This window comes from Rhodococcus sp. FW305-130, assembly GCF_058788335.1.
The window spans coordinates 408,205-429,841 of record NZ_JBYTAP010000005.1; the positions used below are offsets into that span (position 1 = coordinate 408,205).

Here is a 21,637-nt window from a genome sequence, read left to right on the forward strand (position 1 = left end):
ATCTTTTCGAAAGAACTCAGAGAAAGTCGCAGGGGAGCAATGTCAGTGTCGGCAGATCAGACGTCTGCAATCAATCCCGACGAGGTTCGGGCGACAAAGCGTGACTGGGCGGGCTTGATAGTCCTTGCCTTTGCTGTGTTGCTCATCGCAGTCGACGGCACGGTGCTCGATCTTGCGCTTCCGTTCATCAGCGCCGATCTCGAGCCGAGCAGCACGCAGTTGCTGTGGATCATCGACGTCTATTCGTTCGTGCTCGCCGGTCTGCTCATCACCATGGGTACGCTCGGTGACCGGATCGGTAGGCGAAAACTGCTCCTGATCGGCGCAGTCGGCTTCGGTCTCGCCTCGATCATCGCCGCTCTTGCTGTCAGTCCCGAGATGCTCATTGCCGCCCGCGTGCTGCAGGGTATTTCCGGTGCAACGCTGATGCCGGCCACCCTCGGTCTGATCCGCACGATCTTCGTCAACCCGCGTCAGCGCACCGAGGCAATCGGTGTCTGGGGCGCGATGGCCGGTGGCGGTACAGCGGCAGGCCCTTTGGTCGGTGGTTGGTTGCTCGAGCACTTCTGGTGGGGTTCGGTCTTCTTGATCAACATCCCGGTCATGATCGCGCTGGTAGTACTCGGCCCGATCCTGATCCCGGAGTCGAAAGACCCCAACCCGGGTCGATTCGACCTCATCAGCGCTGGTCTGTCGATGGCGACCATGTTGCCGTTGGTGTACGCGGTCAAGGAATCCGTGGTGCACGGCGTCAGCATCACGTTGCTGGTGATCGGCCTTGTGGGTCTCGCCGCCGGCTACGTGTTCGTGCGTCGTCAGCGGATGCTGAAGGATCCGATGTTGGATCTGAAACTGTTTGCCAATGCGTCGTTTTCCACCGCCGTCATCACCAACCTGCTCTCGATCTTCGCACTCGCCGGTGTCCTGTTCTTCGGCTCGCAGTACCTGCAGTTGGTGCTGGGTAACTCGGCGCTCGACGCCGGCCTGCTGATGCTCCCGGGTATGTTGCTCAGCGCATTCACCGCGGTTGCGGCGGCCTGGTTGATTCGCCGGTGGTCGGTGTCTCACGTGCTCAGCGCAGGCCTCGCGGTTGCCGGAATCGGTGCTGCGATGCTGCTCGCCCTCGGGGTGGACAGCGGCCCGTTGATGTTCGTGATCGGCTTCGGTCTGGCCGGTGCAGGTGTCGGTGTCGCACTGACCCTGACGTCGGATCTTGTGGTCAGTTCGGTGGAACCCGAGCGTGCCGGCGCTGCGTCCGCGGTGTCGGAGACTGCGTACGAACTCGGTATCGCGCTCGGTGTGGCGATCCTGGGCAGCGTGGTGATGGCGATCTTCCGCAAGGGAATCGACACGTCCATGCTCGAAGCAGATCAGGCGCACGCTGCGCAGGGCACCCTCGGCGGTGCGCTGCAGGAAGCGACGTACCTACCTGGTGAACTCGGTTCGGTGCTTGCCGATTCCGCGAAGGCGGCGTTTGTCGACGGTATGCACGTTGCCGCCGGCGCAACCGCTTTGGTTCTGTTCGTCAGTGCCGCATTGGTATTGCGGATGCTGCGGAGTACACCAGAGAACGCGAAGCGGTAACGCGTGTAACGGTAGAACGCGAAGCGCTAGCTCCTGCAGAATCCGGGTAGTCAGCTTTCGAGTACGACGAACGAGTGCCCAGGCACGACTGTTGCGGACGCGGTCTCGTCCTGTGTCGGCGGATCCCACCAGAGGATGGGGGTTCCGCCGGCTGGGACCGAGGCCGCGTCCGTTCCCAGATTGCACACGATCTGTAATGCGCCGCGGCGCAGGGTGATCCACTGGTCGTCCTCGTCGTAGTCGACGTGCAGGTGCCCCAGCCAGGGGTCGGTGATCTCGATTCGCTTCTTGCGCAGGGCAAGGAGATCGCGATAGCACGCCAGGACGCGAGCGTGTGTCTGGTCGGTTCGCTCGTCCCAGTCCAGTTTGGACCGCAGAAATGTCTGTGGATCTTGCGGATCCGGAATGTCGTCGCTGTTCCAGCCGTGTGCCGCGAACTCCGCCTTACGGCCTTTGGCGGTCGCCTCGCCGAGTTCCCGTTCCGGATGCGAGGTGAAGAACTGGAACGGAGTGGTGGCTCCCCATTCTTCTCCCATGAACAGCATCGGCGTGTACGGCGAGAGCAGGACCAGTGCTGCCTTGATCGCCAATTGTCCTGGCGTCAGATAGGCGCTCGGGCGGTCGCCGATCGCTCGGTTGCCGATCTGATCGTGGGTGCACGTGTATGCGAGCAGAGCGCTGGCGGGCTGGTGCGTGATGTCGATCGGCCGGCCGTGAACCCGCCCACGGAACGAGGAATACGTTCCGGCGTGGAAGAACCCGCGCCGCAATGTACTTGCAAGGGATTCCAAGGATCCGAAGTCGGCGTAATAACCCTGACGTTCGCCGGAGACGGCTGTGTGAATGGTGTGGTGGATGTCGTCGTCCCACTGCGCGTCCAAGCCGAACCCGCCCGCCGCTCGTGGCGTGATCAGAGTGGCGTCGTTGAGATCACTTTCGGCAATCAACGTGAGCGGTCGGCCCAGATGGGCCGACAGTGTTTCCGTTCGGACGGCGAGTTCCTCGAGGATGTGCGTTCCGGTGTGATCGACCAACGCGTGGACGGCGTCGAGGCGTAGGCCGTCGATGTGGAAATCACGCATCCATCGCAGGGCATTCCCGATGATGTATTCGCGAACCTCGCCCGACTGCGGGCCTCCGATGTTGATCGTTCGGCCCCAGGTGTTCGCGCCATCGGCAATGTAGGGGCCGAACTTTTCGAGGTAGTTACCCGACGGGCCCAGGTGGTTGTAGACCACGTCCAGGATCACGCCGAGTCCACGTTCGTGGGCCGCATTCACCAAGCGCTGTAACCCGTCCGGGCCACCGTAGATCTCGTGGACCGTGTACCAGAGCACACCGTCGTAGCCCCAGTTGTGAGTTCCGTTGAAACCGTTGACCGGCATGATCTCGACGAACCCGACGCCGAGGTCCACGAGGTGATCGAGACGCTCGATCGCGGCGTCGAAAGTTCCTTCGGGGGTGAACGTTCCGATGTGCAGTTCGTAGACCGACGATCCTGGGAGTTGCCGTCCGGTCCACTGAGAGTCGGTCCAGGAGGACTCGTCGAGTTGGTGCAGTTGGGAGCGGAGATGCACGCCTTCGGGCTGGCGTGGTGACCGCGGATCCGGGAGTATTTGACCGTCGACGACAAAGCCGTAGCGAGCTTCGTTGTCGCAGTCGACCTCGCCTCGCCACCACCCGTCGTCGGTCCGCTCCATGTCGTGCGTGATGCCATCGACTTCGACCCGGACCGATTCCGGCGTTGGCGCCCAGACCTCGAAAGTATGCACACGATCAGCATGCCTTGTTCGGTCGGATGTGGCAGCCCGGCGGGGTGGATCCGTCGTCATGGACTGTTTCTAGCCGCGGGTGTTGCCAGACGGAGCGGACAACGTGATCAGTTCCGGAGTGGGTGCGCCGCAGCATCCGCCCTCGGCTTCCCCGCCTTCGGCTTCCGCTGCGTCAGCTTCGTCGAAAACACCTGCACCGCCGCAGACTCCGGTCTCCGGAAGGATCAACTCGACCCGGGCTGCCGCTTCGTGATCGCCGGCGAGTTCGGCGGCGATGCTGCGAACCTGCTCGTAGCCGGTCATCGCCAGGAAGGTGGGTGCCCGGCCGTAGCTTTTCATTCCTGCCAAGTACACGCCTGGCTCCGGATGGCGAAGCTCCTTCGCGCCATGCGGGTACACCGTGCCGCACGAGTGGACGTTCGGGTCGATCAGTGGAGCCAACTCGACCGGTGCTTGTAAGACCGGGTCGAGGCCGAGTCGAATTTCCGAAAGCCAGGAAAGATCGGGGCGGAATCCGGTCAGCGTTATGACGTTGTCCACGTTCTCGATGCGATCACCGGCATCGGAGGCAAGTACGAGTTGTCCCGAAGGGGTTGTTGTCACCTCTGCGGTGCGGAAGCCGGTGACCACTCTCAGTAGTCCGTCCTCGACGGCCTTCTTTGCGCGCAATCCCAGGGCGCCGCGAGCGGGCAGTTCGTCAGCTTCGCCGCCACCGAACGCTGAGCCGACGTTTCCTCGGCGGACCGCCCAGATGATGCGGGTGCTCGGAGCCTGCTCCGCCAACCCCGACAGCGCAACGATCGCCGTCAGCGCAGAGTGGCCGCTCCCCGCGATGACCGTGTGTTTTCCGGCAAACTGTGCACGCACCGCCGGATCGTCGAGATCAGGAACCCGGTACCTGATCGCAGAGCCCACAGCGCCCTCGCCGAGGGCGGGAAGACCTTCACCGCCGAGCGGGTTGGGAGTACCCCAGGTGCCGGATGCGTCGACAACCGCCTGGGCGAACACGCGGTCCTCGGTTCCGTCACGGCGGCGCAGATGAATCGAGAGGGGTTCGGTATCGCGGCCGGCGTCGACGACCAGGTCACGTCCGCGTCGGGCTACGCCGATCACTTCGGTGTCGAACTGGATGGCGTCGCCGAGTGCTGAGGCGAGTGGCCCGAGGTAGAGGTCGCGCCATTGCCGGCCGGTCGGGTACGTCTCAGCGGCGGGAGAGCGCCATCCATTCTGCTCGAGGAGTCGCTGCGCGGCGGGGGAGACGAGTTCGGACCACCGGGAGAACAGTCGCACGTGATTCCACTCGGAGATCGCAGCACCGGCTGTGCTTCCGCGCTCGAACACAAGGGGTGTCAGTCCGCGCTCGCGCAGATCTGCTGCGGCTGCCAGGCCGATCGGGCCGGCCCCGATCACGACAACGGGTAGGGGATTCATTTCGCACCTTTCATCGACGAGTATCGATCTATGCGGAACTGTATCGACAATCATCAATGTAGGCAACCATCGACAGCTGTCGATATAGTGGAGAGATGACATCGCTGCAGACTCCGACGGTGCGCGTCGGTGATTCGGACCCGGATCAGATTGGTTCTTCCGTCCTCGCGCAGGGCGATGCCGATACCTACGCGCAGTGGTTCGCCTGCCTTGCCGAGCCGATGCGCGTCCGATTGCTTCACCGGGTGGCGAGCGCGGTCGGTGGTATTACCGTCGGAGCGCTCGCCGAAGCGTTGGGGATCGGACAACCGACGGTGTCGCACCACCTGCGCAAGCTCGCCGATGTGGGTTTTGTGACCATGCGAAAGGAGGGGACGAGCACGGTCGTCGCGATGAATCCGACGTGTTGCGTTGCCTTGCCGCAGGCGGCGGACGTGGTGATGGGAGTCCTTGCTCCGCGTCCTTGCTGCCCGAGTGATCTGCCCGACGATGTCTCTGTCCGGGCCATGATCGACGACGACTGGGATGCGGTTCGCCGTATTTACGGCGAGGGTATCGACACCCGAAATGCCACCTTTGCTACTGAGGTCCCCTCGCGTGAGCATCTCCACGAACGGTGGCTGTCGAAGCATCGGTGGGTCGCGACTATCGAGGGTGTTGTTGTCGGTTGGGCTGCGTTGAGTCCAGTTTCCGAGCGTGACTGCTACCGCGGGGTGGCGGAAAACTCCGTGTACGTCGCGGGCGGAATGCGTGGTCGGGGTGTCGGAAAGGCGTTGTTGCGCAAGCAAGTCATGGCCGCTGATGTCGACGACCTCTGGACACTGCAGACGGCGATATTTCCCGAGAATCGCGCCTCCATCTCGCTGCATCATTCGGCCGGGTTCAGAACTATCGGTCTCCGCGAGAAGATTGCCCAGCTCGACGGTGTGTGGCGTGACACCGTTCTGCTCGAACGACGTGCGGTGACCGCCGAGGGGTGAGTCCGGGATCCGGCCGACCGGGCACTCGATTGCGCGTTGATTCGATATCTGTCAATATCGAAGAATGTCGAATCAAGAGCCACCGGAGTCCGAGGCTTGCTGCACCCCGCTCGTCCGTGAACCGCTGACCGAGGATTGGGCCGGCGACCTGTCGCGGATGTTCAAAGCCCTCGGCGATCCGGTTCGCCTCCGCTTGCTCAGCTTGGTGGCAAGTCACGAGGGTGGTGAAGCCTGCGTCTGCGACATCTCCGACTCGTTCGATCTGTCTCAGCCGACTATCTCGCATCACCTAAAGGTGTTGCGTCAGGCCGGGCTGCTTGACTGTGAACGACGCGGGACCTGGGTGTACTACTGGGTTATTCCGGCTGCGCTGCAACAGCTTTCCGCCGTTCTACTGGTTGAAGGTACGAGCGTGAGTGTCGCGGACGCGTGCGCAGAGGTCACCGCATGAGCAACACCGCTGCCACCACCGGACACCCCGCAGTCGTCGGAAAACTCTCCACCCTCGATCGCTATCTGGCGGTCTGGATCGGCGTGGCCATGGTCGTCGGCCTGCTGGTTGGACGCTGGATCCCGGGTGTGAACACTGCCCTGGACAAGGTGCAGATCGACGGCATCTCGTTACCGATCGCCCTCGGCCTGCTGATCATGATGTACCCGGTGTTGGCGAAAGTTCGCTACGACCGCCTCGACACTGTCACCGGGGACAAGAAACTCCTCGCCGGCTCCCTGTTCCTGAACTGGGTTCTCGGCCCGGCGCTGATGTTCGCCCTCGCCTGGCTGTTTTTGCCTGACCTGCCGGAATATCGCACCGGGCTGATTATCGTCGGTCTTGCTCGCTGTATCGCGATGGTGATCATCTGGAACGACCTGGCCTGCGGAGACCGCGAAGCCGCCGCGGTGCTGGTCGCCATCAACTCGGTGTTCCAGGTGATCATGTTCGCCGTGCTCGGTTGGTTCTACCTCTCGGTCCTGCCCGGGTGGCTCGGCCTCGAACAGACCACCATCGACACCTCGCCCTGGCAGATCGCGAAATCGGTCCTGATCTTCCTCGGTATCCCGCTGCTGGCAGGTTTTCTGTCCCGCTTCTTCGGTGAACGCGCCAAAGGCCGCGACTGGTACGACACCAAGTTCATCCCCAAGATCAGCCCCTGGGCGCTCTACGGTCTGCTGTTCACCATCGTCGTGCTCTTCTCGATGCAGGGCGAACAGATCACCTCCCAGCCTTGGGATGTCGTCCGGATCGCGTTGCCGCTGCTGGCGTACTTCGCGCTCATGTGGGGCGGAGGCTACATCCTCGGCGCCGCAATCGGATTGGGCTATGAACGCACGACGACCCTGGCGTTCACCGCCGCGGGCAACAACTTCGAACTCGCGATCGCCGTAGCCATCGCCACCTACGGCGCCACCTCGGGGCAAGCTCTTGCCGGTGTTGTCGGCCCGCTGATCGAGGTACCGGTGCTCGTCGGGCTGGTCTATGTCTCCCTTGCTCTACGCAAACGCTTTGCAGTCGAAGAGGTTTCATCCAGTCGAGAAAGAGCGAGGTCATGAGCAAACCATCGGTGTTGTTCGTCTGCGTCCACAATGCCGGCCGATCTCAGATGGCCGCGGGATTCCTGAGCCATCTCGCAGGCGACGCCATCGAGGTCCGTTCCGCCGGATCCGCACCCGCCGAGACCGTCAATTCGGCAGCGGTCGAGGCGATGGCAGAGCGCGGTATCGATATCTCAGCTCGGTCTCCGAAGATCCTCACCGTTGACGCCGTCCAGGATTCGGATGTCGTCATCACCATGGGCTGCGGCGACACGTGCCCGATCTTCCCCGGCAAGAGCTACCGAGACTGGGTTCTCGACGATCCGGCCGGACAGGGCCTCGAAGCGGTTCGCCCGATCCGTGACGAAATCGAGCGTCGCGTTCAAGCCTTGATCGCTGAACTCACCACTGCCGCGAAGTCTCCCTGACCGATCGGGGAATCGACAGGATCATTCGCCCGCGGGCTCGATGTGTTCGGCACCGAGGACCGAGAGTCGGTATTCCTGTGCGTCCTGCTCGGTTTCGAAATCTTTCTCTTCGAGGAGATTTCGATCGGCGTCGAGGTATCGGTAGGTAGTCATTCCTCCACCGTGCCACTGATGTCCGATTCGTGCTCGGATACCGGTTCGATTTCGTCGACGACTGTTTGAATCAGACTTCCGTAGCGCCGGATCAGGTCCTTCGACGACAACGAATCCTCACCGAGGAGTTCGAGCGTCCGCATGCCGGTGGCAAGTCCGAGCAACAGTGAGACGACGACCTGACTGCGAACCAAACCGGGCTCGGTGTCGCCGATGCGTCGCGCGATCCCGTGAACGTATCGTTCCTTGATCTCTGCCCGGGCGGCGTCCGGATCTGGCGCCTCGTGAACGTGTACTGCGAGCATTGCCCACGGATCGGTTTCGTCGGATTCTCTACGAGCGACAAGTTTCTCGACCAGTTGACAGCCGATGTTTCCGGTGGCGTCGGCATTCGGATCCTCGTCCATCGGAGGTGCGGACGGGATCGCAGCCGAATACAACCGAGCTTTGCTGCCGTAGATCTTCATGACCAGGGCAGGGGAGTAACCGGCCGCGACCGCGATGTCCTTGATGGTCGTCGATGCGTAACCTCGTTCCGCGAACAAGGCTTTTGCTGCTGTGAGGATGCTGGCTTCACCGCTGCTCATGCCGCTCGCCTCGGTACCCGATCGCCATGCGTTTGGTTGCTCATACTGTCGTCAACGGCTCGGCATCGACGGGTACGTCGAAGTCGACGACGGTGGACTGCGCGATGACCGCTATCTGACGAGCCAATGTGCCGTGTCCACTCTCGGTCAGCGCGGTCAGGATGTACCGGCCGGATGTCGGGAGTGCGATTCCGTAGTGCCCGGTTCCGTCGGTGACGGTGGATGCGACGAATTCGCCGGTCGGTTTCGTGAGTGTGACGACGGTTCCCGAGGTTGTTCGGCCGTCGACTCCGACCTTGCCGGAGATGGTGAGGCGGTCACCGAGTTCGACGGTGTGCGTCGATTGCGCGCTGTCGAAAGCGATCACCTGCGACCGAGGGGACCAGCCGTCGGCACTCGTCACCACCAAGTACCGTCCGGGCCGGGGTAGTGCGAGGGAGAAGTTGCCCTCGTTGTCGGCGCGACTCCAGTCGATCGGTCGCCCCTCCATGTCCATCACGGTGACAACAGCCTGCCGGATCGGTCGGCTGTCGGCTCGGACCACACGACCGGCAACCATAATTTCCGTTTCGGACACGGCGGCGTCGGGAAGCTCGAACCCTTCCGGGGTCACCGGGCGAAGCGCCGTTTCCGGTTTTGCGCCGCGGCGAGGAATGAACGCAGCGGCAGCGGCAGCAGCCACGGCGGCGAGGGCGGCCAGCCAGAAGATGTTCTTGAAGGCGTCGATCGACGGAAGGCCCTCGCCCGGCCCGGACGGGATGACCATCGAGGTGAGCATGGCGGCAACCACTGCGCTGGATGTGGACGTACCGACTGAGCGGAGCAGCGAATTGAGGCCGTTTGCGGACGCGGTTTCGGTGATCGGAACCGATCGCATGATCAGCATCGGCATCGCGGAGTAGGCGATTGCAGTTCCGATGCTGACCACCGCCGCGCTGATGATGATCAGTGCTATCGAGCCGGTCAGGAACACGCGCGCGATGTAGGCGAGCGCGAGCACAGTGCCGCCGACGATCAGGGTGATCTTGGCTCCGAATCGCTTCGTGATGTTCGCGGAGACGGGAGCGAAGAAGACCATCGCGAGGCCTGCCGGAATCATGCACAGTCCGGCCGCCATCACTCCCAGTTCGAAGCCGTAGCCGGAGATCTTCGGCATCTGGAGTTGCTGAGTGGTGGAGAGGTTGTTCGCATACATCGAGAAGCCGACGAGGATCGAGGCGACGTTGGTCAGCAGAACGGGCCGCTTGGCCGACGTTCGCAAGTCGACCATCGGCTGGGTGACCCGGAGTTCGTATGGGAACCACAGTGCGAGCGTCACGATTCCGATGACGAACATGAGCAATGTCAGTTCGCTCGTCCATCCCCAACGGGCCCCCTTGGAGATGGCGAGGAGGATCGCCGTGAGTGCTGTCGAGAGCATGACCGCGCCGAGGAAGTCGAATTTGCCGCGGGTGCGAACACTCGATTCCGGGACGACGGCGGCTACCGCGATGATCAACAGGACGCCCACGATTGCCGAGAGCCAGAAGATGGCGGGCCAGCCTAGATGCTCGAAGATCAACCCGGACAGGGGGAGCCCGAGTGCGCTGCCGATTCCGAGAGTGGCACTCATCAAGGCTGTTGCCGACGCCACCTTCTCCTTGGGCAGTTCGTCGCGCATGATGCTGATTCCGACGGGGATCATCGAGATCGCGAAACCCTGGAGGCCACGTCCGATCAGCAGGGCGACAAAGTTGCCGCCGATCGCCGCGACCAGTGATCCGACCACGATCATCGTCATCGAGATCAGCATCATGCGTCGTTTTCCGAACATGTCCGCCAGGCGGGAGACGATCGGAGTGGCGACGGCGCTCGTGAGGAGTGTGACGGTGACGAGCCAGGAGGCGTCGTCAGCGCTGACGCCGAGGATTTTCGGGAAATCGGGCAACAACGGAATGACCATCGTTTGCTGCAGCGCGACCACGGTGCCGGAAAGACAGAGAATTGCGGTGATGAGCCGACTTGAACGGCGAGTGGTCGGAGACGAGTGCAATGCCAAGAGAGGGTCCTTCACGCGGCGGTGGTGAACGGGAATTCACCCATGAGTGAACCACTGTTCACCCTCGCTGTCACCTTCGGTGAATATGCGATTCCTCACGACGGCAACCTGCCCAGGGTTTCCAAGTCGGTATCGCGGGAACAACGTCAGTGGTTGGTCTGCGCCCGCGCGAGCGGGCAGCGAGGAGGAGTGATGCATGCCGAAGTGGGTGACCGTCTCCATGTCCAGGGACGCGTGGTTGGGCAGGCGGAGGTAACTGCCGAGGTCCTCGAAGTCCACGGGGAGGACGGAGGGCCGCCCTATCTGGTCAGGTACGACAACGGGCACGAGGCGTTGGTGTTTCCCGGTAGCGACGGCTGGATAGATCACCCCGGAAAAGGCTCCTGAACTGCACGATTCTTTCCATGCATGGCCGTTGCATCGAATGCGGCTAAAGTGTGCGCAATGGAGGGCAGACGCCAGTACCACTCCCGCGTGCGTGAAGCTTCCGCACAGCGAACGCGTGAACTCATTCGTGATGCGGCGACGACCTTGTTTGTCCGAGACGGATACGTCAGTGCCACCGTCAAACAGATTGCCGACTCGGCCGGCGTCGCCAATCGGACGGTGTTCACAGCCTTCCCGGGCGGGAAGCTCGAGATCTTCGAAGCGGCCCTCGCCGCGGCGCTCGATGCCGACGAGGTTCCACTCGGCGCGCCGAACCTGGCCTCGGACCCCGATGACGTTCGCCGGATCGTCTCCCAGATCGTGGCACAGGGCATCGGACTGCTCGAACGTGCCGGCGCTCTGATGATGGTCGCGGTCGAATCGTCAGGTGCGGATGCCGACATGCGGCGACTGTCCGAGGAATCGTCGGATCAGTCGGCCGTCAATGCGATGTCGATAGCCGAGGGTCTGTCCGAGCATGGATTGTTGAGGCCCGAGATTTCGCTCGAGAAAGCCGCGGGCATACTTGCCGCTTTCGTCTCGCCTCAGCTTCATCAGCAATTGCGTCGGGTCAGTGGATGGGATGTCGATGCATACCGAGGATGGCTCGAGTTCAACATTCGGCAGAATCTAATGTACTAATCGGTCTGTTTTCGTTAGCATGGCGAGGGTTTTTTATTCTCGGGAGGAATCGCCAGCGTGCCCTATGCCTTGTTCGGCCTCATCACGATGTTGCTGTGGATTTTCTGCATCGTCGACGCCATCACGAGAGATGACGCCTACATCCAGTACCTACCCAAGGTCGTCTGGATTCTGATCATCATCTTCCTTCCCACCTTGGGGTCCGTTCTGTGGCTGGTGGTCGGGCGCGGACAGAACGCGCCCCGCGGTTACGTCGGCCCAACCGGTTACGGCGAATACGAGCGTCCGGGACGCGCCGTTGCGCAGGATCCGGCGGCGGACGAAGCATTCTTGCGTCAGTGCCGCGAGCGGGCGGAAGAGCAGCGTCGAATTGCCAAGCAGCAGCGCCACGACGGCGACGCTGATCGGATTTGAGTTATCGGTAGGCCGTGAGGCGGTCCAGCACGAGCCGAAGCGGCGGCCACGACGATCGGCCGCGACGCGTCACCGCATAGGCGGTGAGGATGACAGGCGGATCGGTCAGCGGCACGACGCGTACGCCTTCGCGGGTCTTGCGTTCGAGTGGCATCAGCCCCACGCCGTAACCACTGAGGATCAAGAGTTCGACCAAGTCGAGACTGTCGATCTGGTGAGTGATCCGAGGGGTGAATCCAGCCAGTGACGCGAGGGTTCGCACGGCCCGCTCGTCGGCTGTATTTCGCGAGTTCACTATCCATGGTGTGTCTGCGAAGGCACGCAGATCGATCCCGGATTTCGTGGACTCGTCGGGTGTGTGGGCGTTGTCGGGAACGCATAATCCCCACGGCGTCGACCAGAGCGGTAGTGCTTCGAGTAACGAGCTCGGGGATGCGGGGGCGAGGTTGTAGTCGTACGTCAGCGCGAGGTCCAGGTCGTCTCGTTCGAGTAGGGCAAAAGCCTCGGCCGGTTCGTACTCGCAGATCACCACGTCTACCTGTGGATGGCTGTGTTGCAGGCTCAGGGCGACGGGGAGCATCGCGGTTCTGACGGCAGTAGCGAATCCGCCGACTCTCAGTGTCCCCTCCGGTTCGGCGGTCGGATCGAGGTCCAGGCGTGCTGCATCGACGGCTGCCAGGATGGTGACCGCATGATCGGCGAGTCGTTGACCGGCAGGTGTGAGGCGAACGCGTCGGCCTTCCGGTTCGATCAATGCAGTACCGGTTTCCGCGGTCAAAGCCGCGAGCTGTTGGGACACTGTCGATGTCGTGAGGTTGTGAGCTTCGGCGACCGCGCGCATGGAACCCAAGCGGGAGAGTTCGAGGAGGAGATGGAGTCGACGGGTTTCCATCGTTCGATCATTCACTAATCGTGAACATAATGTAGGTCAAAATCGCGTGGACACGAACGGTTGGCGTCCCGTTCAATTCAGCTATGGATACGAAAGCGCGGGCCGGAGTGGGCCTGGCTGTTCTGGCGATGTTGTGCGTGCAGCTCGGGCTCGCCGTGTCGGTGGGTCTGATCGATCAGCTCGGAGCAGACGGAGCAGCGTGGATACGTCTCGCCTGGGCGGGCATCATTCTTCTGATCATCGTCAGGCCCCGTCCCTCCGCGTTCACTCGCAAAGCGTTTCTGGCCTGCGTGGTCCTGGGTGTGGTCACCGCCGGAATGACGCTGTTGTTCATGGCGGCCGTCGAGCGTCTTCCTCTGGGAACGGCAAGCGCGCTGGAGTTCTTGGGTCCGCTGACGGTTGCTTTGCTCCGGGGGCGTGGCCGCGTTCTGTGGCCGGTTCTGGCAGGCGTGGGCGTAGTCCTTCTCACCGAACCGTGGGCAGGGACAGTCGATCTGGTCGGTGTGGCGTACGCACTTGGCGCGGCGCTCTGCTGGGCGATGTACATACTGCTCACCCAGCGGGTCGGCGACGAGGTTGCCGGTATCAACGGGCTGGCGGTGTCGATGGCGGTTGCCGGGTTGGCCGCGACAATTGCCGTGGGGCACTCGGCCATTGGGCGGCTGACCCCGCACCTGGTTCTCGTGGGCCTCGGACTTGCGATCTTGCTGCCCGTCGTGCCGTTCGTTCTGGAGATGGTCTCGCTACGGCGGCTGTCGACGGCAGCATTCGGCACGCTGATGAGTCTCGAACCCGCTTTCGCGCAGCTCATCGGTCTTGTTGTGCTGCAACAGGTTCCGAGTTTGCTGGCGGTGGCAGGTATCGCATGCGTCGTCGTCGCGGGGATCGGCGCGGCCCGCGGTGGTGCTCGGGGTGGTGGCGGGAAGCCGGCAGGCCCACCGTCCGATTCCGAGCGAACGTACCTTTCGGCGCCTTCATGAGACCGAGAGTGCCGTTCGCTCAGGGCATGTCAGCTCAGTGCACGGCTGCCGCAGCGATTGCTCCGGCGAACACGTCGGCGACCTCGCCGAGGGAATCGAGGATCGGTTGACCTGATCGTTCGACGCGAGCCCGCACCAGCGAACCCTCGAGTGCGGACACTGCCAGGACGGCAAGCCGTTCCGCTCGAGTGCGTGCGACACCGGACTCGATCAGTGAGTCGCGCAGTAGCGAAGTCCACTGTCGGTAGACCGCCTGTCCTGCGGCTGTCACGCTCTCCGAATCGGGGGCAAGTTCCAACAACACCGTCGTGATCGGCGAGCCTTCGTGGAAGTCCGAATCGCTCACCCATCCAGCGAGCAGCCGCGCATACTCGCGCAGCAGTGCTCCGGCGTCCGGGTGGTTGTCGGCGAGTTCGGTCAGAGTGTCGGTGACCAACTGCCCGCCGACGCGGACGACCTCTTCACCGATCTGCTCTTTGCCGCCGGGAAAGTAGTGGTAGAGCGAACCTTTCGGGGCGCCACTCGACTTGAGGATCTCGTTGAGCCCCGTAGCCGCATACCCCTGGCGGCGAAACAGATCGGCTGCAGCTCGTACCAGTGCTTCGCGGTGTTTCGGGGGAGTCGCCACGAGTTGGAGCTTAAACACCCCAGCGATCCACCACAATCTATGTAGACTGGTCTACATGGAAAATTCGGAAATGCTGGAACAGTTGCGCGCAGTCAACGCCTCGGCGGCCTTCAACCGGTGGGCCGGATTCGAAGTGACGGAGGCCGAACCAGGACGTGTCTGCCTGCGGCTCGAATGGCGTGAGGATCTCGGCCAGTACTCGGGACACTTGCACGCTGCGCTTGTGGCGGGACTTATCGACACTGCGTGCGGATTTGCTGCCTTTACACAGGTAGGTGTCGTGGCGGCGTCCAACTGCGCGGTCAATTTCGTGAGCCCGGGAGTCGGAACGGCATTCGTCGCCACGGCACGCTCGGTCAAGGCTGGGCGCAAGCAGGTGTTCGTCACTGCCGAGGTACATGCCGAACGCGAAGGCGAATCCGTGCTCGTCGCGTTCGGCACTACCCTCTTGGTTCCACTCGCCGTTCAGGCTTAGGGAACCTCAGGGAATGAGGATGAACTTCCCGGCGGGATGAGAACTCTGCAACTCGGTGTGAGCGAGTGCGACGTCTGCGAGCGGGAAGGTCTTGGCGATCTTCACGGTGAGGTGTCCGGACCCGGCTTGTTCGACCAGTTCGGAGCGAGCCTTCAAACGTGCTTCGGCACTTGCCGGATTGCCTCCGCCGACAGACTCGAAGCCGTCGGTCTGGGCGCGTCCGAACGCGACGATGGTGACGATACGGCCCTTGTCGGTGACCAACGCCAGAGATGTATCGACGGCTTCGTCAGTTCCGGCGGTGTCGAAAGCGGCGTCGACACCGTTCGGTGCGAGTTCACGAACGCGGGCTTCGAGGCCCTCGCCGTAGAGCACCGGCGTGGCGCCGAGCGAGCGCACGTAGTCCTGATTCGATGCTCCCGCAGTGCCGATCACGGTGGCACCGCGTGCTGCGGCGAGCTGAACCGCAATAGCGCCGACGCCACCGGACGCGCCGTGGATGAGGACGGTGTCCCCGGAGCCGACGCGAATAGTGTCGAGGGCGTCGACTGCAGTTCCGCCGACGAGAAGGAGTCCGGCCGCCTGTTCCCAGCTGATGCCGGCGGGCTTCGCGGTGATCGAGGAGACCGGCACGACTACCTGTTCGGCGTAAAGACCGTTGCCGGGGCTGACGATCACTTCGTCGCCGACTGCAACACCGGTAACGCCGTCGCCGACCGCCGAGACGACGCCCGCTGCCTCGCCGCCGAGGCGGATCGGAAGTTTCTCGGGATCAGTGCCGAAAGCACCGCTGTAGAGCTTGAAGTCGAAGGGATTGACGCCGATCGCCTTCACGTCGACCAGGACTTCGCCTGATTTCGGTGCCGGTAAATCGATGTCCACCAGCTCCAGGACCTCGGGCGTGCCGTACGTCTGCGCTACAACAGTTTTGGTCATGTCTCGCGCAACCGTCCTCGGGGAAGCGATATTCCCCCGAGGACGGGAAAAACTCGAGAAGATTCGATCAGCGGATCAGGGTGCCCAGATCGAGCGGCATCGCGATGCCGGTGATGTGATGGGCCTCGTCGGAACCGAGGAACGCGACGGCTGCGGCGATGTCCTCCGGCTGGCTGACCGGGTCTGGCAAGGTCTGCATGAAGATCGGACCGAGGGTGTGAGCGTTGGCGTCGATGAGCGGCCGCATGTCCGTCATCTGCATTCCGGTTTCCACGCCGTGCGGGTGGATGGTGTTGACCCGAATGTTGTACTGCCCCAATTCCGAGGCCATCGTCTTGGCCAGACCGGTGATGCCGTGTTTGCTCGCGACGTAGTGGCCGAGGAAGGGGAGCCCACGCAGGCCGGCGACGGAGCTGGTGAAGATGATCGAGCCACCGGTGCCTTGCTTGATCAGGTGCGGGATCGCTGCCTTGGCGGTGTGAAAGACGCCGGTCAGGTTGACGTCGAGCGTTTCCTGCCACTGCTCGGGCGTGATTTCCCAGGACATGTTGGCAGAACAGATTCCGGCGTTCGCGACGACGACGTCGAGGCGCCCCAGTTCGTCGATGCCGGCATCGAGCGCCGCGGTCAGCGCAGAGAAGTCGCGGACGTCGGTCTTGGTAGCGACAATTCGTCGGTCCAGAGCCTTGACCAGTTCGACTGTCTCGGCCAGGTCGTCTTCGGTGGCGCCGGCGTAAGACGTGGATTCGAATTGAACACACGCGTCGACGGCGATGATGTCTGCGCCCTCTTCTGCCAGCCGGACAGCTTCCGCCCGCCCCTGACCGCGGGCTGCTCCGGTGATGAAGGCAACTTTTCCGGTGTATCGATTGGCAGTCATGCTCAAACCTCCGAATAGTGGTGACGATCTGCTCTTCGGAAGTTAGCGCGACGAAGTTCTTTTCGGGGGTGAATGTCCAGTCAGCGGAAACCGCTCAGCACACCCTGGTCAACAGGGCACATGGTCCGTCGGCGAAGACATCGCGCGCATCTGCGGACGTGACGGGTTGTCCGCTCAGTGCGTCGAGCCATTCGCCTTCGGGAAGGTCGATTCGTGTGTCTCGCCAGCCGTGCGACGAGAGTCCGAGCGAATGTCGCGTCGCCAGAGCAACGACCATGGGCGGATCACCTGCCGGGCCGCGCGAGAAGCCGACCAGATGACCGGATCCGGAACCTGAAGCGAAGATGGGCCGGTACTCACCGTGATCGAACCACGAGGGGTTCTCCCGCCGCAGTGTCAGTGCCGTGCGAACGAGGTGCAACTTTGCGGTTCCTGTCGCGTCGATCGGCGCGGCGCCGGATTCGAGCAGTGATCGCCTCGTTCCGTAGTCGACAACGCGCCGGTTGTCCGGGTCGACCAGCGAGTCCTCCCACAGCTCCGTGCCCTGGTAGACGTCGGGAACTCCGGGCCCGAGGAGTTGGAGCAGCTTTTGGCCCAGAGAGTCCGCCCAGCCGTGACGCGCGATCCGGCCGACGAATTCGCTGACCGAATCAGCGACAGGTCCGTCGAACACCTCGTCGATCCAGCGGTGCACTGCCGACTCGAAGCCGACGTCCGGATCGTTCCAGGAAGTCCTGGCGCCGGACTCGCGGACGGCTTTCTCCGCATAGGCGTGTAAACGCTCGCGCAGCTCTGGAACCGAGGCTGCCGAGCGGCTGTCCGCCGGCCACACACCGATGATGTTCTGCCACAGGAACAATCCGGTAAGCGGATCAGGGCTGGGGCACACGTTTTCCCACTCGCGAATCAGCCGGGACCACAGGGTCGGCACCTGAGACACAACACCGATCCGTGCCCGCACGTCCTCGCCGCGTTTGGTGTCGTGAGTGGACAGACTCGTCATCGCCCGCGGCCACCGCTTCGCTCGGTCCGCGTTGTGGAGATGGAATTCGGCGACGGAGACGGCAAGTGATGCCGGGTTGCCGCCGACTTCCTGACGTGAGACCAGTCGCGCCGTCCGATAGAAGAGTCGATCTTCGACGGACTTAGCCATGACGGCGCCGCACACCTGCTGGAAGCGAACCGCCGCTTCACAGCCGTTCACCAAGGATTGCGCCAGCACGTTGAACGCCGCTTCATGCCCGGGCGCCAATTCGTGCATGTCGCCGACGATGCGAGCGGCCAAACCGGCGAGGGGACTGTAGTCGGATCGATAGACCGGCATCCGAGCGATCGCGACGACGACTGCGTCGTTCAGTTCGGTCTCGCTGCAACGACTTCCGGTTTCGCGTCGGATTGCGCGCACGAGTCTGCGAACCTCGGGTGCAAGGTCACCGCGCCCGGTGTCGCGTTTGAACTGACGTTCGGTGTGATGCAACCACGTACTGTCCCCGTCGTCGCCGGTCAGATCTGCCGAGAGTTCGGTCAATTCGAGTTCGGCGGCGGGATCGACGAAAATGCCGCCCAGTTGATTGAGTGCGTCGTATCCGGTAGTGCCGTCGATCGGGAGCAGCGGATCGAGTGGTTCCGTATGGCCGAGGATCTTTTCGATCACGAGCCACTGATCTGGTCCGATCAGTTCCCGCAGGCGACAAAGGTACTCCGCCGGATCGGCGAGTCCGTCCGGGTGATCGATGCGAACGCCGTCGATCAGTCCTTCGTCGACCCACGACTTCAATTGCCGATGGCAGAGTTCGAAGACTTTGGGGTCCTCTTGGCGCAGTGCAGCGAGTTCGTTGACGGCAAAGAACCGTCGGTAGTTGATGATTCCGGCGTTCCACGGTACGAGTCGGTACGACTGCCTGGAGTGGACCTCCTGTGGAGATCCGAATTCGGTGCCGGAGGCGACAGGGAAGCGGTGCTCGTAGAACGCGAGAAGTGTTTCCTCACCATCCTTCTCGACAGTCAGTGCGTCGAGATCGTCCTGGCTGCCCAGCACCGGGAGCGAGAGTTTGCCGTTGGCCCCGTTGTCGTCTGCCCAGTCGATGTCGAAGAAGTCCGCGTACTCCGACGACTGCCCGTGCGTGAGAACGTCCCACCACCAAGCATTTTCGCGAGGTTTGGCGACACCGACATGGTTGGGGACCAGATCGACGATCAGGCCCATCCCACGTGATCGAACCGCGCGCGATAGCTCCACCAAAGCCTCGCGGCCACCAAGTCCTTCGGACACGGTCGTCGGATCGGTGACGTCGTAGCCGTGCGTCGACCCGGACGTCGCAGTGAGGATGGGGGAGAGATAAAGATGTGAGACCCCCAATGCCTCGAAGTAGTCCACCTGTGCGGCCGCATCACGAAGAGTGAATGCATCCGGTCGCAACTGCAGTCGGTAGGTGCTGGTTATCGGGGCCATGTGCACGTCTCCCTCAGGCGGTTCTGCGAAGTACCGTCAATGCTCGCGCTTTTACATCCAATGTTGTTCCGGCCTTGATCACGGTATCGCTCTCACCAGTGGGGACCGAGGTGTCGAGTACGACGGTCCACTCCGACGCGTAGTCCGCGTTGGGGGTGGAGAATTCGAGATCTTCGTAGTGAGCGTTGAAACACAGGAGGAACGAATCTCCCGTGACACGCTCGCCGCGGTAGTTCGGTTCCGGGATCGCGTCGCCGTTGAGAAAGACGGCCAACGACTTACCGAAACCGCTGTCCCAGTCGGCCGGAGTCATCTCCTCGCCCGACGGCGTGAGCCAGGCGATGTCTCGGCCCTGATCGCCACTTCGAATGGGTCGGCCCTCGAAGAATCGACGACGCCGGAAGACCGGGTTCTTGGCGCGCAAGGCAATTGCGCGCTTGGTGAACTCGACGAGGTCCGCATTGGTTTCCGCGAGAGTCCAATCCATCCATGACAGTTCCGAATCCTGGCAGTAAACGTTGTTGTTACCCTGCTGAGTTCGGCCCATCTCGTCGCCGTGAGCAAGCATCGGGGTGCCCTGACTGAGCATCAGCGTAGCCAGGATGTTTCGGCTCTGACGTCCACGCAGTTCGAGGATTTCGGGGTCGTCTGTGGGGCCTTCGACGCCGCAGTTCCAGGATCGGTTGTGCGATTCGCCGTCGTTGTTGTTCTCGCCGTTGGCTTCGTTGTGCTTCTCGTTGTACGAGACGAGGTCGTGCAGGGTGAAACCGTCGTGAGCGATGACAAAATTGATGCTCGCGCCGGGGCGACGTCCGGTCGCCTCGTAGAGATCCGAGGATCCGGTGAGGCGGGAAGCGAACTCGCCCAGCGTTGCCGGCTCACCACGCCAGTAGTCGCGGACGGTATCGCGGTACTTGCCGTTCCATTCGGTCCACAGGCCTGGGAAGTTGCCGACCTGGTAACCGCCTTCGCCGACGTCCCACGGTTCGGCGATCAGTTTCACCTGACTGACGATCGGATCCTGTTGCACCAGATCGAAGAAGGCGGAAAGGCGGTCCACGTCGTGCAGTTCACGGGCGAGTGTCGAGGCCAGGTCGAAGCGGAAACCGTCGACATGCATTTCGGTGACCCAGTACCGCAGCGAGTCCATGATCAATTGCAGGGTGTGCGGATGACGGGCATTGAGGCTGTTGCCCGTTCCGGTGTAGTCCATGTAGTGCGCTTCGTCGCCGTCTACCAGTCGGTAGTAGGCGGCGTTGTCGATTCCGCGGAAGCTGATGGTCGGCCCCATGTGGTTGCCCTCGGCGGTGTGGTTGTAGACCACGTCGAGGATCACCTCGATACCCGCCTGGTGGAAACTGCGCACCATTGCCTTGAATTCCGCCACGGCCGCATCGGGTTTGGCGGCCGAGGAGTAGTCGGTGTGCGGAGCAAGAAAGCCGAAGGTGTTGTAGCCCCAGTAGTTTCGCAGTCCCTGATCGAGCAGCACCTGGTCGTGCATGAACTGATGGACCGGCATCAGTTCGATCGCCGTGACACCCAGATTGGTGAGGTGCTCGATGATCACCGGATGCGCGAGTCCGGCGTAAGTGCCGCGCAATTCCTCCGGAACTCCGGGGTGCGTCGCGGTCATACCCTTGACGTGCGCTTCGTAGATGACCGTCTCGTGGTACGGACGCTTCGGCGAGCGGTCGGATGCCCAGTCGAAGAACGGATTGATGACGACGGTCGACATCGTGTGACCGAGCGAATCATGTTGGGGGAAAGGGATGGTAGCGGGTTCGTCGACGAGCGGTTCGGGATCGAAGGGTTCTGGGTCGAGGCTCTCGTCCGATTCCTGATCGTCCGTGGGTGACTCGTCTTCGAGGCCCACCTCGCCCGATTCGGCTTCCGAACTCGTTTCGTCGGTGGCTTCTTCCGGCTCCACGGCAGGAGTTTCGTCGTCTCCAGCAGGTTCGGGGTCCGCCGCCGACTCGACGTCGTACGAGAACAGTGAACGGTCTCCGTCGAAGTCTCCGTCGAACGCTTTTCCGTACGGGTCCAGCAGGAGTTTGCTCGGATCGCAGCGCAGACCTGCAGCCGGATCGTACGGCCCGTGCACGCGGTAGCCGTATCGCTGGCCGGGGGACACGGACGGAAGGTACGCATGCCAGACGTAACCGTCGACCTCGTCCATCCGAATGCGGGTTTCGGTGCCGTCCTTGGCGATCAGGCACAGTTCGACGGCTTCGGCGACCTCGGAGAAGAGCGAGAAATTGGTCCCCGCGCCGTCGTAGGTGGCACCGAGTGGGTACGCACTGCCAGGCCATACCGGGATGGGAGTGGCTGAGGGCGCGCTCGGCGGTTGATCCATGAATCAGACCCTATCGGGTGCAGCCGATCGAATCTTGTCGACTGTCTACGCCG

21 protein-coding genes are annotated in these 21,637 nt (G+C 62.6%); 10 read left to right on the forward strand and 11 right to left on the reverse strand.

Annotated features, from left to right (window positions below; genetic code table 11):
- Positions 1 to 39: 39 nt before the first annotated feature.
- Positions 40 to 1,584: an MFS transporter gene (locus AC3WQS_RS18110; RefSeq protein ID WP_019748849.1), complete on the forward strand. Its 1,545-nt coding sequence runs from the start codon at positions 40 to 42 to the stop codon at positions 1,582 to 1,584.
- 50 nt (positions 1,585 to 1,634) lie between these two features.
- On the opposite strand, the gene treZ is transcribed toward AC3WQS_RS18110, so the two are convergent.
- Positions 1,635 to 3,356 carry a malto-oligosyltrehalose trehalohydrolase gene (gene treZ, locus AC3WQS_RS18115; RefSeq protein ID WP_084324817.1) on the reverse strand — a complete coding sequence of 574 codons (1,722 nt, stop codon included), beginning with the start codon at positions 3,354 to 3,356 and terminating at the stop codon, positions 1,635 to 1,637.
- Between the two features lie 69 nt (positions 3,357 to 3,425).
- Positions 3,426 to 4,787, reverse strand: a complete 1,362-nt coding sequence (locus tag AC3WQS_RS18120; protein WP_492711442.1) for an NAD(P)-binding domain-containing protein — start codon at positions 4,785 to 4,787, stop codon at positions 3,426 to 3,428.
- Positions 4,788 to 4,882: 95 nt separating this feature from the next.
- Here AC3WQS_RS18120 and AC3WQS_RS18125 point away from each other — a divergent pair, with 95 nt between their 5' ends.
- From AC3WQS_RS18125 to AC3WQS_RS18140, 4 genes are all read left to right on the forward strand, one after another.
- Positions 4,883 to 5,767, forward strand: coding sequence for a helix-turn-helix domain-containing GNAT family N-acetyltransferase (locus AC3WQS_RS18125; RefSeq protein ID WP_021334077.1), 885 nt, complete (start codon positions 4,883 to 4,885; stop codon positions 5,765 to 5,767).
- 64 nt (positions 5,768 to 5,831) lie between these two features.
- Positions 5,832 to 6,218, forward strand: coding sequence for an ArsR/SmtB family transcription factor (locus AC3WQS_RS18130; protein ID WP_021334076.1), 387 nt, complete (start codon positions 5,832 to 5,834; stop codon positions 6,216 to 6,218).
- Positions 6,215 to 7,318: an ACR3 family arsenite efflux transporter gene (gene arsB, locus AC3WQS_RS18135; RefSeq protein WP_283309736.1), complete on the forward strand. Its 1,104-nt coding sequence runs from the start codon at positions 6,215 to 6,217 to the stop codon at positions 7,316 to 7,318. Before AC3WQS_RS18130 ends, arsB begins: the two co-directional genes overlap by 4 nt.
- The gene (locus tag AC3WQS_RS18140) at positions 7,315 to 7,728 is read left to right on the forward strand and encodes an arsenate reductase ArsC (RefSeq protein ID WP_019748843.1); all 414 of its coding nucleotides are present in this window, start codon (positions 7,315 to 7,317) and stop codon (positions 7,726 to 7,728) included. Before arsB ends, AC3WQS_RS18140 begins: the two co-directional genes overlap by 4 nt.
- 21 nt (positions 7,729 to 7,749) lie before the next feature.
- Here the strand turns inward: AC3WQS_RS18140 and AC3WQS_RS18145 are convergent, their stop codons facing one another.
- The 3 genes from AC3WQS_RS18145 to AC3WQS_RS18155 are packed head-to-tail and all read right to left on the reverse strand — an operon-like array spanning position 7,750 to position 10,521.
- Positions 7,750 to 7,881, reverse strand: coding sequence for a hypothetical protein (locus AC3WQS_RS18145; RefSeq protein ID WP_007733137.1), 132 nt, complete (start codon positions 7,879 to 7,881; stop codon positions 7,750 to 7,752).
- On the reverse strand, positions 7,878 to 8,468 hold the full coding sequence (locus tag AC3WQS_RS18150; protein WP_019748842.1) for a TetR/AcrR family transcriptional regulator: 591 nt from the start codon (positions 8,466 to 8,468) through the stop codon (positions 7,878 to 7,880). Before AC3WQS_RS18150 ends, AC3WQS_RS18145 begins: the two co-directional genes overlap by 4 nt.
- Before the next feature lie 40 nt (positions 8,469 to 8,508).
- Positions 8,509 to 10,521 (reverse strand): MFS transporter, encoded by a 2,013-nt coding sequence (locus tag AC3WQS_RS18155; RefSeq protein WP_492713562.1) that lies wholly within the window; start codon positions 10,519 to 10,521, stop codon positions 8,509 to 8,511.
- Between the two features lie 27 nt (positions 10,522 to 10,548).
- On the opposite strand from AC3WQS_RS18155, the gene AC3WQS_RS18160 reads away from it, so the two are divergent.
- Genes AC3WQS_RS18160 through AC3WQS_RS18170 form a run of 3 tightly spaced genes read left to right on the forward strand, consistent with a single transcriptional unit; the run spans position 10,549 to position 11,988 of the window.
- Complete coding sequence (locus AC3WQS_RS18160; protein WP_443723302.1) at positions 10,549 to 10,893, forward strand: DUF1918 domain-containing protein; 345 nt, start codon at positions 10,549 to 10,551, stop codon at positions 10,891 to 10,893.
- Positions 10,894 to 10,950: 57 nt separating this feature from the next.
- Positions 10,951 to 11,574: a TetR/AcrR family transcriptional regulator gene (locus AC3WQS_RS18165; protein ID WP_019748839.1), complete on the forward strand. Its 624-nt coding sequence runs from the start codon at positions 10,951 to 10,953 to the stop codon at positions 11,572 to 11,574.
- Between the two features lie 57 nt (positions 11,575 to 11,631).
- Complete coding sequence (locus tag AC3WQS_RS18170) at positions 11,632 to 11,988, forward strand: PLD nuclease N-terminal domain-containing protein (protein ID WP_070386481.1); 357 nt, start codon at positions 11,632 to 11,634, stop codon at positions 11,986 to 11,988.
- Position 11,989: 1 nt separating this feature from the next.
- On the opposite strand, the gene AC3WQS_RS18175 is transcribed toward AC3WQS_RS18170, so the two are convergent.
- A complete protein-coding gene (locus AC3WQS_RS18175; RefSeq protein WP_070386480.1) occupies positions 11,990 to 12,880 on the reverse strand; it encodes a LysR family transcriptional regulator in 891 nt (296 codons plus the stop codon).
- Positions 12,881 to 12,963: 83 nt separating this feature from the next.
- Here AC3WQS_RS18175 and AC3WQS_RS18180 point away from each other — a divergent pair, with 83 nt between their 5' ends.
- Positions 12,964 to 13,860 (forward strand): EamA family transporter, encoded by an 897-nt coding sequence (locus tag AC3WQS_RS18180; RefSeq protein ID WP_070386479.1) that lies wholly within the window; start codon positions 12,964 to 12,966, stop codon positions 13,858 to 13,860.
- 34 nt (positions 13,861 to 13,894) lie between these two features.
- Here AC3WQS_RS18180 and AC3WQS_RS18185 read toward each other — a convergent pair whose 3' ends face one another.
- On the reverse strand, positions 13,895 to 14,488 hold the full coding sequence (locus tag AC3WQS_RS18185; RefSeq protein ID WP_019748835.1) for a TetR/AcrR family transcriptional regulator: 594 nt from the start codon (positions 14,486 to 14,488) through the stop codon (positions 13,895 to 13,897).
- A gap of 55 nt (positions 14,489 to 14,543) precedes the next feature.
- Between AC3WQS_RS18185 and AC3WQS_RS18190 the strand changes: the two genes are divergently transcribed.
- Positions 14,544 to 14,963: a PaaI family thioesterase gene (locus AC3WQS_RS18190; protein ID WP_020908051.1), complete on the forward strand. Its 420-nt coding sequence runs from the start codon at positions 14,544 to 14,546 to the stop codon at positions 14,961 to 14,963.
- 6 nt (positions 14,964 to 14,969) lie between these two features.
- Here the strand turns inward: AC3WQS_RS18190 and AC3WQS_RS18195 are convergent, their stop codons facing one another.
- From AC3WQS_RS18195 to glgX, 4 genes are all read right to left on the reverse strand, one after another.
- A complete protein-coding gene (locus AC3WQS_RS18195) occupies positions 14,970 to 15,899 on the reverse strand; it encodes an NADP-dependent oxidoreductase (protein WP_492713441.1) in 930 nt (309 codons plus the stop codon).
- Between the two features lie 67 nt (positions 15,900 to 15,966).
- Positions 15,967 to 16,779, reverse strand: coding sequence for a mycofactocin-coupled SDR family oxidoreductase (locus AC3WQS_RS18200; RefSeq protein WP_046378692.1), 813 nt, complete (start codon positions 16,777 to 16,779; stop codon positions 15,967 to 15,969).
- Positions 16,780 to 16,873: 94 nt separating this feature from the next.
- Complete coding sequence (gene treY / locus AC3WQS_RS18205; protein WP_070386476.1) at positions 16,874 to 19,231, reverse strand: malto-oligosyltrehalose synthase; 2,358 nt, start codon at positions 19,229 to 19,231, stop codon at positions 16,874 to 16,876.
- A gap of 13 nt (positions 19,232 to 19,244) precedes the next feature.
- A complete protein-coding gene (glgX, locus tag AC3WQS_RS18210) occupies positions 19,245 to 21,584 on the reverse strand; it encodes a glycogen debranching protein GlgX (protein WP_020908048.1) in 2,340 nt (779 codons plus the stop codon).
- Positions 21,585 to 21,637: the final 53 nt, after the last annotated feature.